Origin of the sequence: Halarchaeum grantii (assembly GCF_014647455.2) — an archaeon.
In the GTDB taxonomy this organism is placed as follows: domain Archaea; phylum Halobacteriota; class Halobacteria; order Halobacteriales; family Halobacteriaceae; genus Halarchaeum; species Halarchaeum grantii.
In genome coordinates, this window is record NZ_BMPF01000005.1 from 1 (window position 1) to 14188 (window position 14188).

Below are 14188 nucleotides of genomic sequence, written 5' to 3' on the forward strand. Positions count from 1 at the left end.
CCGATACTACGAGGGTATCGAGCTCACCGAGGGAGGTGTCGCAGACCGATGATCGAGTTAGCGAGTCCACGAATATATCAGCACGATAGATTGAAAGCAGCACAGTCAACGGCTCCTCTCCCGGTCGAGCTAAACTGGGGTGTGAGGCCATGTAAACCGAAGAGACCGAGTATTCGAGGGTCCGTTACAGCAAATCCGAGAAATGGCGTAACACGACAGTGTCGCTCGCAGAATGCTGTACGGCATTTTCACGCCCGTAGAGTCGAACGATCCGGAGGTAGAGGAACGATGTTACGGCAAAAGCCAACTAGAATAGGATGGAGGGTACCCGTTGGGAATGGATGGAGGAGCACGAAACCGCTGGGGTGGAGTTGTTCGAATTCTGAGGGTGGTGTGAGTGTGGGAGATGGTCGGCGATGAGTGACGAGTTCGGGATCGATCTGGACGACCTGCCGGCGGAGCTCTGTGAGCGCGAGCAGTGGGTGGGGTGGCGGGTGGAGGAGCGTGGTGGGAAGGCGACGAAGGTACCGGTGAATGCGGAGACGGGTGGGTTCGGGTCGGCGACGGATGCGGTCACGTGGACGGACGTGTCGACCGCGGTCAACGCTGCCGAATCGGGCGAAGCGGACGGGGTCGGGTTCGTCTTCACGGATGACGATCCGCTTGTCGGCGTCGACCTAGACGACTGTCGTGACCCGGAGACGGGCGCGGTTGGGGAGGACGCTCGGGATATCGTTGAGCGACTGGACTCGTACACGGAGGTGTCGCCGTCGGGAACCGGCTTCCACGTCCTCGTGGAGGGCGAACTACCGGAGGGGCGGAATCGGCGTGGGAGCGTGGAGTGCTACGAGACGGCACGCTTCTTCACGGTGACCGGCGACCACGTCTCGGAGACACCGACGCGAATCGCGCGCCGACAGGACGCCCTGCGGGGGATTCATCGTGAGTACGTCCAGCCGGACGACGAAGAGGGATTGACGGACGGCGCCGCGACGGCCACAGAGGCACCGGGGGACGCGACGCCGACGAGTGACGTCGGTTTGGAGGACGAGGAGTTGCTGGAGAAGGCGATGGCGGCGTCGAACGGCGGGAAGTTCGAACGGTTGTGGAACGGTCGTCTCAGTGGGTACGACAGCCAGTCGGAGGCGGATATGGCGTTCTGCTGTCTGCTCGCGTTCTGGACGGGCGGTGACAAGGCACAGATGGATCGGCTCTTCCGCGAGTCGGGGTTGCTGCGTGAGAAGTGGGACGAGGTTCACTACGCGGACGGCTCAACGTATGGAGAGAAGACGATTGAGCGCGCTGTCCAGCGAACCTCGGAGTTCTACGACCCCGAGACGTCGCAGGCAGCGGATGACGTGGATGGGGACGGTCGGAGCGCGGGGTCGCGTGATGAACGTAGTGAGGCATACCTCAGAGAGAAGAATCGCGTGTTAGCCGATCGTGTCGAAACGCTCGAAGCGACGCTCGAGGAGAAAGACGACCGGATCGCGGAGTTGGAAGCGATGGTCAAGCGTCTCGAAAGGGGAGTCGATACGGCAGAGGTGGAGCCAGAGACGGATACAGGGGCGGAGCGTGGTGACGAGTCGGAGTCGTCAGTGTGGGAGCGAACGAAGGGGTGGTTCGAGTCGGACTGACGACGATCTACTCGGAGCTCTCATCAGGGACAGCCGCAGTGCTACTCTGATCCCCACGGTTCCGCCAGGATGTCTCGGAGTCGTAGGCTGTGGGGTCACCGCCGAGGTCGGCCGCAAGAACTTGGCAAATCTCTTCGTGCTGCTTCTGGATCCCCCTCGCGGACCGCCTCAAGTTCGTCGTCGGTCACTGGCGCCTAGTCCTGTGGCATTCTCAGTACTCAGAGCGGACGTCGGTTTCTTCGGCGGCATCCGTCTCACCATACCGGTCGGGTCCGGGCGCTGGACGTCACCACGTGGACGCCACCAGCAAGCGATCCCGCTCGTCTTCCGACGATGAACTATCCCCGCCTCGTGGAGTGGGTCCAAGTGCTGGCGGGTGGACTCCCGCGAGCACTCGTGGCCGTCTGCTGTGACTTATCCCAATCCAAAAAATCACAATCATCAATAAAGTCAGCGCTCTATCCCGATTAGTGTTCAGATAATACAGACTAAGTTCGGTGGTTGAGCACAACAGACACGCAGGGCGGAGAAGCCACTACGCTCTTGAGGGCTTGCGATACATATCTGATAATGCGTTCTCGTCCCCTGCTCGTCGTCGTCATCGCGTTCGCGGTTGTGTTCGCCGGTTGTAGCGGCGCCCCGACGATGAATTCGGGTGGAGACACCCTGACAACCACGACCACGACAGCTGATGCACCAAGTACGACAACCACGGGAACGACCACCGTGGACACCCCGAACGGCACACTCTCCGTTCATGTCATCAACGTTGGCCAGTCCGCGAGCATCCTCGTTGTTGGCCCCGACGGCGAGACGATGCTCATCGACACCGGTCACTACTACGACGACGGCGAGTACGTCCTCTCATATCTCCAAGAGCGCGGTATCACCCGCCTCGATCATCTCGTCACGACCCACAACGACGCCGACCATATCGGAGGGAATGCCGCCGTCATTGAGTATTTCGAGACGGAAGGTGACGGAGTGGGCGCGGTGTACGACCCGGGAATCGCGGCGAGTACACAAACCTACCAGGCGTACTTGGACGCCGTCGAACAGTACGACGTGACACTCTACGAGGTGCGAGCGGGCGATACACTTCCCTTCGAGGGGGCGAACGTGTCGGTGTTGGGACCGCCCGAACCCTACATCGACGGTGAGGCGCGCAACGAGAACAGCGTCATCCTCAAACTCGCGTTCGGAGAGTCGAGTTTCCTGCTTACGGGGGACGCCGAAGAAACACAGGAGGAGTGGCTCGTCGAAGAGTACGGAGAGCAGCTCAACGTGACTGTCCTGAAGGCGGGGCATCACGGGAGTTCCTCCAGTACGAGCCCGGCGCTCCTCGATGTGGCGACCCCGAAGGTCGTCCCCATCTCGAGTGCCTATGACAGCCAGTACGGCCACCCCCACGAGGAGGTGCTCCAACGCTTGGCCGAGCGGGACATTCCCGCGTACTGGACCGCGACACACGGCGATCTCGTCTTCACGACCAACGGTTCTGCGGTGACGGTCGCGACCCAGCAGTCGGCGCCGACGGCGCCACTCTCGCTTCGGGACGGAACGTCGATTGAGCCGAGCGCGAGTGGCGGGGTGGAACGCCGTGCCATCTTCAGCGCGACGGGCGGCGGGACGGCTCCGATCGATTCCTCGCCCCCAGAAACAACGACGACAGTCGCTGACGGTGGAACGGACCCGAGCGCACTCATAGCCGCTCAGATTCACGCCGACGCCGAAGGCGACGAGAGTTCCAACCTGAACGACGAGTACGTCGTCTTCGAGAACACAGGCGAGACGGCCCTCGATATGGGTGGGTGGACGGTTCAGGACGAATCCGGGAAGACCTACACCGTCCCCGATGAGTTCGTCTTAGATGCCGGCGCGCAGGTGACGTTACACACCGGGAGCGGAAGCGATACGGACCGTGACCTCTACTGGGGCTACGGGAGTGCGGTGTGGAATAACGGCGGCGATACGGTAATCGTCACAACGGATACGGGCGAGGTCGTCATAGAGGAGACATATTGATGGACGGAACCTCTATTGGAGTTCTGGACCGCTTTGAAGGAGACTATGCAGTCCTGGTCGTTCAAGAAGGCGGCCAAGACGTCGGCGATTATCTCGTTGAGGCTGCGGATATTCCTCCCGAGGAGCGTCACGAGGACGCGGTCTTTGAGGTCCGTATCGAGAACAACGAGATTAGCGACTTGGATTACCTAGCCGAGGAGACCGCCGAACGAGAGACAGATTCACAGGCGCGGTTTGACCGGCTCTCGAATCGACTTGGTGACGATTCAGCGGAGTAATCAAACACGAGGACCAAAGCGGAGCAGATAGAGTGTCACGAACCCATTATGCGATTTGGCGGCTGCATCCACAGATTCGACCCGCTGCTGTGAGAATGCGGGGACTCTCTTCCGCAGGCTGAGTTCCACAAGTCCGTCCGGGCGTTCGTCATCCGCTCTTAGGATGAACTCGACGCCCCCGTGGACCCTCTCCTGTTCGGCAGCGTAGCCCGCGGCGAGGCCACCGGGCGAGCAACATCAACCGCTTGGTCGTCGTGGGAAGAGAGAAGGCGCGAGCGCGGTGGGCCGTGCAGTTGATCATGAGTGATCTTGAGGAGACGAAGCTCGACTGGAACTGGTACACGTTCGAGACACTGGTCGAATCGACCGACAGTACGCGGCGTATCGGCGACCGACTCCGCCAGCAGTTCGACGACAGGATCACATTCGTGGGCTTCGACGAGCTGACGACTCCCGGCAGAAGTGTACGCTGATGGAGAATAGTGCTGTCGTGCCTGTGCTGGAGGCAGCTGAGGCAGATGGGGAAGCAGCGTCGGGGCGTCGTCGGTGTGGGGACGGACGAAGAACTGGTTCGAGTCAGACTGATTTACTACCCCCGACATAGAGATGATTATTTTCCTCGGAGAAAATATTATCTTTTCGGGTCGTGTAGTGGGTGGTATGACTGACTCGAGCGAAGAGGGGGACGAACCAGCGTACGTGTCGCGGTGGAAGGCAGCGACGACGGGGTTCGACCGGGTGCAGTCGGTCGCGTCGTCGCTCGAAGAACCGCGAACGGCGGGCTGGATCGCCGACGAGGCGTACGTCTCGGAGCCGACGACGCGTGACCATCTCGAGCGACTCGTCGATCTCGGTGTGCTCGTCGTCGACGACACGGGGCGCGGGAAGACGTACTATCCGGATCCGGTCTACACGCGACTGACGGCGATCCAAGAACTCGTCGCGGAGAACTCGGAGACGGAACTCACCGAGCAGGCGATAGATATCCAGGCGGATATCACGGCGTGGACGGAGGACTACGACGTCGAGACGCCACGTGAACTCCGCGCGTCGGTGACAGACGACGTCAGCCTCGAGGAGGCTGACGAACGTCTCCGGGTCGCGGCGGACTGGGAGTCCGCACGGTACCAGCTGTCGCTCCTCCGGGACGCGATCGACCACTACGACACCTATACTGGACGGCCCTCGGCATCTGTATGACCGCTGACGAGGAGGACGATCACGTCGCACACCCCGATCTGGACGGGTTGTTCGACCGTCACTCGCGACGGCCGGATGGAGGTCGTGACACATCGCGAGTGGACGTCGAGAAACGCCATCGGATCCTGCGATCACTCCGCGAGCAACTCGAACGACACCCTAGCGTTGTCGGCGCTCGCGGAAGTCCGGACGGCCGATACGCCGAGATTACGGCCGACGTGACTCCGGCAGACTTCGGCCGCGACGCAGCGTCGGCATCGTTACGTGTGTCCTGGCAGCCGAATCCACGCTTCCCACCAGGAACGAGCCTCGAGAACCGCCGCCGGACGTCACTAACGTCGAACTTCACCATCCACTATCAGGAGTCGTCGGAATTCGATTGTGGCGTCCATCTCGAGCCGAATCCACACGCCGAGGGCCACCTCCACTATCAAGAGCGTGCATCGCCCGACGACGAGTACGACTACGATGCGATGTCACTCGAGGCAACGTCGCCTGTCGGCGTGCTCTGGGAAGTTCTCGAACTGATCGCGGATCGTCTCCGCGACGAATAGTACACCTCACTGCTGGCTAGTCGCACCGTCAATCGGGTTTGTCGCCCCCAGGAGGGCTGGAGGGGTAGTAGAATGCCTCTTCACAGTCATCCATGTACACAGACGACGAGCGACGTGGCCGACGACGTCCCGACACAGAGCTGGAAACCGAACGACGCCCGCGAACACCACTGCAACTCCACGTTCCCAACGACGTCGGGGGATTCGCGATCCGACGGTTCGTCGAAGGGATCATCTCGACGCTGAAACGCTCGCCAGTCGGCGTCGAGTACACGTCGACGACGCTTCTCGGCGTGAAGCAAACACAGTACATCGCGCAGGGGGATGGAGCGGTGTTCCAGAAGCGGCTGTACGACCCACGACTCGGGTGGCGGGAGACGTCCGTCCGCCAACTCACAGTCCAAGACGACCTCGTCGCGCGACTCACGCTTGATCGGCCTACTGAGGACGGCCAGTGGGCGCGACGCCGCGACGTGTGTCGGGTTCGCCCCGTGGACGTCCTCCGGAATCGCTAGACGGATTTTAACCAACAAGCTACGGACTATCGCCGGCGTGTTGGTTAAAGGCGAAAGCTGCGCGGAAGATGTCGTTGTTGGTGGGAAGGTTCACAAGCGACGCAGTCGTCCAGTCGTCTACGCCCATCACGTCCCAATGACGCGATTCTCTGACCCATCCGATCCACGACCACCACTCCCGGAGTGGGTGCAGGAGGCCTACCAGATTCTCCGCGACGCTGCCGATGGCTCACAGAGCGACTTCACCTACGAGGAGGCTTACGCGCTCCTTGAGGAGGACGACACGTTTTCCGCCGAACACAGCGATAGTGAGTACGCCGTCGAGCGACTGCTGAATCGTGGCTATCTCTACGAAGCGAATGGTACGCTCCGCGTCACCGAAGTCACACTCGACTGAGGAGACACACCATCGTTGGTTAAGACGTGGTGGCGGTGTGCGATGACCGCCGTCGGGTTTGTCGGCACCAGAGAGCGCTGCGGCGCACACACCACGCGTCGCGAGTTTTCACCGATGACTCGACCCGATCGATACGACGACACGAGTGACGATGCGGAACGCTTCGAACGCGAGCAACTCGTCCGCGACCACGATTGTGAACTTCGAACAGACGACCTTACGGAGTCAGACGCTCGCGAACTGATCGCCGACCTCCTTGAGGACGACGTTGTAGTGGCGGTGCCGACTGAGCACGTGCTCGTCCACGCGCCGACGAACGCCGTTTTCGACAACATCGTCCAACTCGCGGTCTACCACCGTGGCTGGGAGGCGGGTCGCGACGACGAGGGTGGTGCGTGATGCAGCAGACACTTGAGGGCTGTGCGTTCTGCGATGCGGGCCCGGAGGTCCGTCTCGGCCCAAGCAGGTTCGTGGGGGAAAGACGAGCTCATCACCCATCCGATCTGTGTGGAGTGCGCGCTCCGCGAACAGCCTGACCCGGACGATGCACATCGATTCGCGTGTGACGGCTGTGGGTGTCTTGTCGACGCTGTCGCCGCCCTCACTCGGTATCGCGTCCAACTCGGCCATCTCGAAGGCACGCTCCATCTCTGCGCTCGCTGTAGTCCGGATGGGCCCGCGACCGACTGGACGCACGACCTCGAAGCACATCTCGTCCGCGACGCCTAAGTGGGCGACAGTCAGATCTGTCTGGTGAGGGGGCGCAAGGCGACGCCGGCCCTCGAGAGAAACAACTATTGATTACTGGATGAACTTTCTCGTGTGAGCGGCGACATCGTCTATCCGTCCGTGGGGTTGGTCATCGACCTCCACGAGCAGGTCGTCGCAGAAGGAGACGTTACGGAACCAGGCGTTCGATCGAAGAACGCTGTCGAATCGGCACTGCAGTACATCTCGGAAGGATTCTTCGGGGAGGTCCCTGAGACGATACACGAGAAGGCCGTCCACCTGATGCGGTTGCTTGTCGCCGAGCATCCGTTCGTCGACGGGAACAAACGGACTGCGCTCCGAACGGTTGTTGTCTTCTACATGCTGAACGACTATACGTTCGAGTACGGTGACGAGGTCCGTGCGCTCCTCCATCGATTCGCGACCACGCAAGCAGACATCGACATCGAAACCGCGGTCATCTACTTCCGCGCATGTACTCGGCGCAACCGATAAATCCCCACACCATATATGAGTGACTAGAGATGGCGTCCAGTAGTGATTCCTCGGCGTCGGTCGACGACGAAGTCCAGCAGCTCTACGAGCGCTACCAGGCGGCGGAGAGTGAGGAGGAACGCCACGAGATCGCGCTCGAGATGGGCAAGCTCGATGGACGCCGTCATGCCGAGATTTACGACGCCTTAGAAGACGAATGATACAATGCGACTCATCTGAGTGTACTATCCACACAGAGCCGTACCCAACCGACTGAAGGCGATCAGGCGGGAAAATGCGATTCGAGGCGGAGCTTCGCCTCACGTAGTTCACGCAGGCGCCGCGTGACAGCGCGCCACCCACTCAGCCGATCAGAGGCCTCGTTGAGGTCGTCGTAGTCGACGTCCGCGAGTACGACCGCACCTGGTGAAGACGCCTCGAAGGACGCAGCGAGCTTGCGTTCCCGTTCTCGGTACTCCTCAATCGTGTCCGCGATTGCCCCGGAGGTCTCGAACTCCCGTGTGAGTTCGGTGACGTGCCGGAACTCGAAGGACGCCTCGTTGCGCACGAAGAGCGCAGGGTTGTCCGCGACCTTCTCGAGGACGAGTCTCGGTGACTTCACCACCGAGTGAGCGAACCCCGAGTACCCAATGGTCCACAGTCCGAGCCCCATCGCTTCGATCTGCTCTTGGTAGCGATTGCGGATGGTGACCCAAAGATTTTACTGATTCGCTGTAAACTGTAATCAAGAACGAATCGTGTCACGCACCTCAAATCGCGCCGACGGCGACATCGTCGAGGACTTCCTCTCTGTCGCGGACCTCCTCGAGGAGCCACAGCTCGCCCAGTTGTACGCGTACCTCGCTAGAGAGGGCGAGGCGACAGTCCAGGACGCGATGGACGACCTCGAACTCGCACAGGGAACCGCCTACAGCTACGTCAACCGGCTCGTCGACGCCGGCGTCGTCGACGTTACCGACGACGAGCAGCCCCGGCGGTACGCCGCCCGTCAGATCGACCTGACCGTGACGACGGCTGCGGGCGACCGCGAGTACACGATCACGCCGGCGCTCATCGACGCCGTCGGCCGCCGCGAGACGAACGCCGACATCGACACCTACATCGATCGCCACGGCGTCGCCGGCCTCGCGACGGCGCTGACCTACGCCGTCGCCCGCGAACGCGGCGAGGTGACCCACCGCCTGATGGCGGAGGATCTCGACATCTCGCCGCTGGCCGCGGAGATGATCCTCCAGGCGCTCCACCCCGTCGTCCACGAGCACTACGACATCGAGCAAGCAGGGGCAGGACTCGACGAGCTGGACATCAACGACGACGCCGCTGACGACGCGTGAGCCAGCTCCACATCGCCGACACCGGCCTGTTCGTCGCGATGGGGCAGCCCTCGAACAGTCGGTACCAGGCCGTTCGGCGGTTCGCTCGCCGGAACGACATCACCTTCGTCCTCCCCGAACGAGTGGACGAGGAGCTGACCGTCGACGACCCGGACGTCGAGGACGTGCCAGTTGACACCGCAATCGACGAGGGCTGGGCGACGGTTGCGGCGCCGCTCGAGTTCTCCGAGCCTGTCGTCTCCCGGGTGATGGACGGCGTCCAGCGGTACATCGCGAACGCCGACGACCGGCCCGCCGACGAGGTTGAGCGTGCCGACGCCACCCTCGCCGCCCTGGCTGCCCAGCACCTCAGCGCAGGGACGGCGACCGAGGTCTACATCTACACGACCGATATCGCGGCCGGCGAGGGGGCCGAGACCGTGCTCGCGAGTGAGGGGTACGGTGACTCGGTGACGTTCGTGAACGGCTTCCGGTTCATCGAGGACCTGGTCGCCGGCAACAGCTGATTGATTGGCGGTCCCGTTCGGTAGGGAGACCCCTAAAAAAGCCCTCGGCTGTTGGACAGGTAGTGTTCAGATTAGCTGATTCCATACGAAGGCGAAGGCTTGCAACCAATTTTCGACGGTCTCCGCTTCGGCGTTGCTGAAACAGTTTGAGAACTGGTTTGTTCGACGCTTTACTTCTCTAAAGACACGTTCGACGGCGTTCTGATTCCCGTGCGTTTTGTGTTGGAATCGGAGGTCATGTCGATGGCAGGCCGCCTGCAGCCACGGCGCGCAATCGACGAGAAAAAGCTCGTCATCGACGAGATGTTTCTCGCGGAGTTCCGAGAGGAACATCTCGGTAAGAGTCTGTGTTCTCGTCGGATAGAGACGAACATGGAGCAAGCGATTGGTCGCTGGATCAACCGCTTCGTACAGCCAATAGCGTTCGGAGTTGAGTTGGATCACCGTTTCACCAACCGCAACGTGATCCGGGTCAGCTCCCTCAACTGGCTGTAGATCGGCTTTCTGCACCCAGTTATGAACGGTGGAGCGACAGCGATCGACACCGGCACTGTCTAGTTGAGCCAGTTTGAGGAACGAGCAGGCCGTTGAGCTTCTTGTTCAAGGATGCTCGCAGACCTGCTCAACGATGGCTTAGACGCGGATTTAGAAGAAGCTTGGGAGAACGAGCGGACGGCGACGCCCGTCAGGGCGTTCGCCGTCCGTCTCCACGAGACTGGTTGTTCGCTCCGCGAGACAACAACGATCTTAGCGGAATTAGGCGTTAAACGCTCGCATGGAGCGGTTTGGAATTGGGTGCATCGGCTTGCTGACAGCGGATACGACCCGCCTGAGGCGCAGCCGAAGCGGGTCGCGGTTGACGAGACCGCTGTCAAGATTGACGGCGAATGGTCTTGGTTGTACGCTGCAATAGACACCGAGACGAAGCTCATTCTCGATGTCGCGTTGTTTGGGCGGCATGGCACCGATCCGGCAGCTGCATTCCTGCATCGACTCGACGAGAAATACGACCTCTCAGACACCGTATTTCTCGTGGATCAATACGGCTACCGGACTGCCCTCGCTCGATTAGGATTGAGCGGTCGGGTTAACTATACTGAGCGAAACCTGATTGAGAAGTGGTTTCACACCCTCAAAATGCGCATCGACCGCTTTCATAACTCGTGGGTCGGCAGTCGGTCGAGCGCACGCGAATGGCTTGAGCAATTCATGCACTACTACAACCGCCAGCGACCGCACCAAGCTCTCGACGGAAGGACGCCGATCGAGGAGATCCAGAACTAGACAGTGCCTCGACACCAAACCTCTCCAAGATAGAAACTGTATCCGAAAGTGATAATCTGGCCAGGTGGAGTCGGATACCGAGCTTCATCGCAGGCTCTGGTGTCGCTTCTCGCTCCAGAAAATCTAACTCGAAGCAGCCGCTACCCCCATTGAGGCGGTCGGTTTCGAGCATAGGCACTCAAAAATCGTACCGCCTCACTTTTCAGCCTTATCTGAACACCGCCGTTGGACATCCTACTACCGACTATATCAGGCCAGATTGGGCGCCCCCAGCAGAGCTTTTTCGAATTTACTCAATTGGTTACTCACTTCTCAAGTTGACGTAACTGGATAGTGGCCACCGATGGCGATATGCTTATGTGTTGATTGTTAGTATGAAACAGGTTGTATGGAGGTCCCGACCGTCTCAGACGTGGAAGATATCGAACTCTACGACCGACTTGAGCATCGGTCACCTGAGGTCCTCTGCCGGGTTTTTAATCACTTCTACTTTGAGAACGGCGAGGAATATTGCGATCCAGATGAATATGATTCAAAAGGCTGGCGACGCCTTCTAGCAGGTGCACTCCCTCAAGAGACGCGAGCTTGGCTGCAGACTCACGCCCAGATCGCAAACGAGAGCGTTGACCGAGTCCATGCGGTCGCACATCTTAACGAGACGTACGACGTCCCTGAGGAGAAGCGGGGTCCGGACACACTTTATGAACTGGCGATTTTAATCCACGAACTCGGGCTCGAAGAGCGGCTACCACAGCTCATCGTTTCGGCACGGATTAAACAGAACGAGATGAAACGAACATGGGTCCTCCAGGAGGAGATTCCATTATCAAATCTCTCTGAGAAAATCGATTCGTTTCAGCAGTCGTGGAACAAGCGCGAGGACCGAACGAAGGCGGTCCTCGTCCAGCAGGAACTTTCAGATAAGTCTGTAGCTTCACTCCAGATATTCGCGGAGAAAGGGGCCGGCGTGACTGAAGAACTCACGTTCGGATTCCGTGAAGGCGAGCAAGACGGTGACACCGATATTCCAGAACGGCCTGAACTCTCGACGGTACGCTATCGGGAACTCAAACAGATTCGGGTATTGCTAAAAGTTGAGTCGGGTAGAACACTCGTCGTTTTCACGGACGAGCATAGACGTGGGTGGACAAGTGTCCTGAATGGATTTTTCGAGCACGCCTTCGATATCGAATCAATCACGAACACGATAGAAAAGCAGACTGTCACTGAAGCAGCCGAACTACGTGAGGAGGCGCATGAATCGGTCGATTTTGACGACAACCCCATTGAGAAAATGGCAGGTTTGATCAACGACCGTTCGGAAGCTGCCCTTGACGCTGTAGACAATTCACCACACGGAGCCGAGCGGAAACAGCGACTCAAGACCAAAATCCAAAATATCGAGCTCTCTGGCTCCGAAATCGAAGATGATCCCAATCTTGGCACCGAAGAGTTCCGCTTAATTGGTAGAACGAATCTTGATGAAGTGTTCAAACAGGTAGATATTGAAGACGGGTTTTTCCAGTTTCTCGACCGGGCAAGCAACGAAAGTCTGGCACTCGTTCTGAATGTCGATGGACGGCACGTCGCTGCCCGTAAAACAGGTCCTCAATCGGTTGATGGCTCTCGGCTTGGCTCGGAGACACAAGTCGCGCTCACGTATTTCTTCGACCAGGAGGGGGTACTGTGAACGAAGATACAGTCGAAGCGCTTGAGTCAGTCATCAATGGGAGAGGGAGCGAGGGGAGGTACACAGACGAAGATCTCCCAGAACCCCTTGCAGGAACGGAATTTGTTACTGCAAGCGAGGAACTCCCCAACAGATGCCAGCGAGATGGATGTCGAATAAGCTGCCAGGTAGTCGAACGGAACGGTGGAGAGGTACGGATGGAATGTCGACGCGAAGAATATCCACACACATTCACAATCAATAGTTCTAAATACACTTTCTATGATATCGAATTCGAGTCTGTTCTCCGGATTGTCGCCGAACACATCGGAGAGACAATCAGCTCAGTAGCGTTCGATCTGCCACGCCGAGTTACTGCAATAACCGATTCTGGTTTGCGGCTCACGATGCCAGTCGCCCCAGCTCGGTTTGAGCGGGAAGTAATGGAAATTTACGCGGAAGCGCTCCGAGACGACCAACCAACATTGCTACTAACAACAGAAGGAAAGCTAGAGGATCTCCTCGAACTCGCCTCACTGTTTTCAACGGGGAGTCTCGTCTACGCAACACCACTTTCTGCCATAGCAGAGACGTCGGGGCATCTGTCTACGATGACCGAGACAGCCCAAGCGATTCAGACAATGGAACAGGAGTTCGTTGATGAGCGACATAACGAGGCTGGCGACCTCATCCACCGGGTAAATATGAACCCGAGATACATTCTCACCGAACTCAATCATATGCGCTTGCTCCGGAAGACGGGACACCTCTCGGGCGGCGATCGTTTAGAGACAGTGGCTGAACTCGTTTTTTCGCACTTGTTCTCGACATATCCCGGGGAAGGCGGAGAGGACGATAGTGGTCAGAGCGTCCCTGATAACCTATTCCATGTTCCAACCCTGGATTCGAGCAAGTACTCAGAATCGATTCTTGGCGTCGTCGACGCTAAATCTGCAGATCGTGCGAAATTCGGTCGAGAGGAAGCTCGTGGTAAACATGACGAGTACCTTGAGCGGGCAGAACGAGAATCAATCAATACCGACCAAGTCGCACATGCGTTCATCATTTTGGAGTTCAAAGGCCAACAGGAAATCGAATTTTTCGATAAGATGGAAGAGTTCTACGATGAAGGTACTCACCTCGTGATCTTTACCGCCGATGCGCTGGCGATGCTCATGGCAGCGTATCTCGCAGCAACAGTCGCAAACGAATTGGAACTTATTCGAGGCGACTTTCGTGCAGCCATCTACCCGCTGTTCGAGCCAACAGCATTCAGAGACGCCGGCCTGGCCCGTGTTGAACGGGAAGTCGGTCAATTACAAGAGGACTATCGTGACAGATATCTCCAGCGGTCGGACCTGGTGATCGTCCAGCGTAGTGTGGTAAAAAAGCAGTTACAACGCTGTCTAACGTCTGAAAAAGAAATCGAACCAATCTTCGAGCGGTATTTCACTGAAATGCCGCTTATTTGACCCAAAATCCGGACTGCCTTTTGGGTATGACAAATGTCATTAGGTAGAGGGATTAAAAAGTGGCTGACACGGCGGTGTGTAGGGAGTAAAAAG

17 protein-coding genes and 3 pseudogenes are annotated in these 14188 nt (G+C 58.8%); 17 read left to right on the top strand and 3 right to left on the bottom strand.

The genetic code is table 11. From position 1 onward, the window contains the following. The first annotated feature begins 416 nt into the window (after window positions 1-416). From IEY12_RS13295 to IEY12_RS13350, 12 genes and pseudogenes are all read left to right on the top strand, one after another. Window positions 417-1637, top strand: coding sequence for a phage NrS-1 polymerase family protein (locus IEY12_RS13295; protein ID WP_188884157.1), 1221 nt, complete (start codon window positions 417-419; stop codon window positions 1635-1637). Window positions 1638-2207: 570 nt separating this feature from the next. Beyond that, a complete protein-coding gene (locus IEY12_RS13300) occupies window positions 2208-3662 on the top strand; it encodes a lamin tail domain-containing protein (RefSeq protein ID WP_229871397.1) in 1455 nt (484 codons plus the stop codon). Then, a complete protein-coding gene (locus IEY12_RS13305; protein ID WP_123079006.1) occupies window positions 3662-3940 on the top strand; it encodes a DUF3006 domain-containing protein in 279 nt (92 codons plus the stop codon). The genes IEY12_RS13300 and IEY12_RS13305 overlap by 1 nt, the downstream gene beginning before the upstream one ends. A gap of 299 nt (window positions 3941-4239) precedes the next feature. Next, entirely contained in the window at window positions 4240-4413 is a 174-nt protein-coding gene (locus IEY12_RS13310) for a hypothetical protein (protein ID WP_188884158.1), read from the top strand. 187 nt (window positions 4414-4600) lie between these two features. Continuing rightward, window positions 4601-5140 (top strand): DUF7342 family protein, encoded by a 540-nt coding sequence (locus IEY12_RS13315; RefSeq protein ID WP_188884159.1) that lies wholly within the window; start codon window positions 4601-4603, stop codon window positions 5138-5140. Beyond that, window positions 5137-5694 carry a hypothetical protein gene (locus IEY12_RS13320; protein ID WP_229871346.1) on the top strand — a complete coding sequence of 186 codons (558 nt, stop codon included), beginning with the start codon at window positions 5137-5139 and terminating at the stop codon, window positions 5692-5694. The genes IEY12_RS13315 and IEY12_RS13320 overlap by 4 nt, the downstream gene beginning before the upstream one ends. A gap of 92 nt (window positions 5695-5786) precedes the next feature. Continuing rightward, complete coding sequence (locus IEY12_RS13325; protein WP_188884160.1) at window positions 5787-6209, top strand: DUF8030 family protein; 423 nt, start codon at window positions 5787-5789, stop codon at window positions 6207-6209. Window positions 6210-6345: 136 nt separating this feature from the next. After that, a complete protein-coding gene (locus IEY12_RS13330; protein ID WP_188884161.1) occupies window positions 6346-6606 on the top strand; it encodes a hypothetical protein in 261 nt (86 codons plus the stop codon). A 114-nt stretch (window positions 6607-6720) separates the two neighbouring features. Next, entirely contained in the window at window positions 6721-7005 is a 285-nt protein-coding gene (locus IEY12_RS13335) for a DUF8069 family protein (protein WP_188884162.1), read from the top strand. Further along, window positions 7005-7335 (top strand): annotated as a pseudogene (locus IEY12_RS13340) (DUF7558 family protein). Before IEY12_RS13335 ends, IEY12_RS13340 begins: the two are co-directional and overlap by 1 nt. 93 nt (window positions 7336-7428) lie before the next feature. After that, window positions 7429-7830 carry a type II toxin-antitoxin system death-on-curing family toxin gene (locus tag IEY12_RS13345; protein ID WP_188884163.1) on the top strand — a complete coding sequence of 134 codons (402 nt, stop codon included), beginning with the start codon at window positions 7429-7431 and terminating at the stop codon, window positions 7828-7830. A 29-nt stretch (window positions 7831-7859) separates the two neighbouring features. Beyond that, window positions 7860-8030, top strand: a complete 171-nt coding sequence (locus IEY12_RS13350; protein WP_176969914.1) for a hypothetical protein — start codon at window positions 7860-7862, stop codon at window positions 8028-8030. A gap of 62 nt (window positions 8031-8092) precedes the next feature. Here IEY12_RS13350 and IEY12_RS13355 read toward each other — a convergent pair whose 3' ends face one another. Next, window positions 8093-8431, bottom strand: a complete 339-nt coding sequence (locus tag IEY12_RS13355) for a hypothetical protein (protein WP_229871350.1) — start codon at window positions 8429-8431, stop codon at window positions 8093-8095. 136 nt (window positions 8432-8567) lie between these two features. Here IEY12_RS13355 and IEY12_RS13360 point away from each other — a divergent pair, with 136 nt between their 5' ends. Beyond that, window positions 8568-9164: a DUF7437 domain-containing protein gene (locus IEY12_RS13360; protein ID WP_188884165.1), complete on the top strand. Its 597-nt coding sequence runs from the start codon at window positions 8568-8570 to the stop codon at window positions 9162-9164. Next, the gene (locus IEY12_RS13365) at window positions 9161-9670 is read left to right on the top strand and encodes a PIN domain-containing protein (protein WP_188884166.1); all 510 of its coding nucleotides are present in this window, start codon (window positions 9161-9163) and stop codon (window positions 9668-9670) included. Before IEY12_RS13360 ends, IEY12_RS13365 begins: the two co-directional genes overlap by 4 nt. A 66-nt stretch (window positions 9671-9736) precedes the next feature. Here the strand turns inward: IEY12_RS13365 and IEY12_RS13370 are convergent. After that, window positions 9737-10228: pseudogene (locus IEY12_RS13370) on the bottom strand (IS6 family transposase); the annotation flags it as partial. Between the two features lie 48 nt (window positions 10229-10276). On the opposite strand from IEY12_RS13370, the gene IEY12_RS13375 reads away from it, so the two are divergent. Then, complete coding sequence (locus IEY12_RS13375) at window positions 10277-10954, top strand: IS6 family transposase (RefSeq protein WP_188884167.1); 678 nt, start codon at window positions 10277-10279, stop codon at window positions 10952-10954. Between the two features lie 7 nt (window positions 10955-10961). On the opposite strand, the pseudogene IEY12_RS13380 reads toward IEY12_RS13375, so the two are convergent. After that, window positions 10962-11126: pseudogene (locus IEY12_RS13380) on the bottom strand (IS6 family transposase); the annotation flags it as partial. Window positions 11127-11342: 216 nt separating this feature from the next. Here IEY12_RS13380 and IEY12_RS13385 point away from each other — a divergent pair. Together IEY12_RS13385 and IEY12_RS13390 are read left to right on the top strand one after the other, a co-directional pair. Further along, window positions 11343-12644, top strand: coding sequence for a hypothetical protein (locus tag IEY12_RS13385; protein WP_188884168.1), 1302 nt, complete (start codon window positions 11343-11345; stop codon window positions 12642-12644). Further along, on the top strand, window positions 12641-14095 hold the full coding sequence (locus IEY12_RS13390) for a hypothetical protein (RefSeq protein ID WP_188884169.1): 1455 nt from the start codon (window positions 12641-12643) through the stop codon (window positions 14093-14095). The genes IEY12_RS13385 and IEY12_RS13390 overlap by 4 nt, the downstream gene beginning before the upstream one ends. The last annotated feature ends 93 nt before the right edge of the window (window positions 14096-14188 follow it).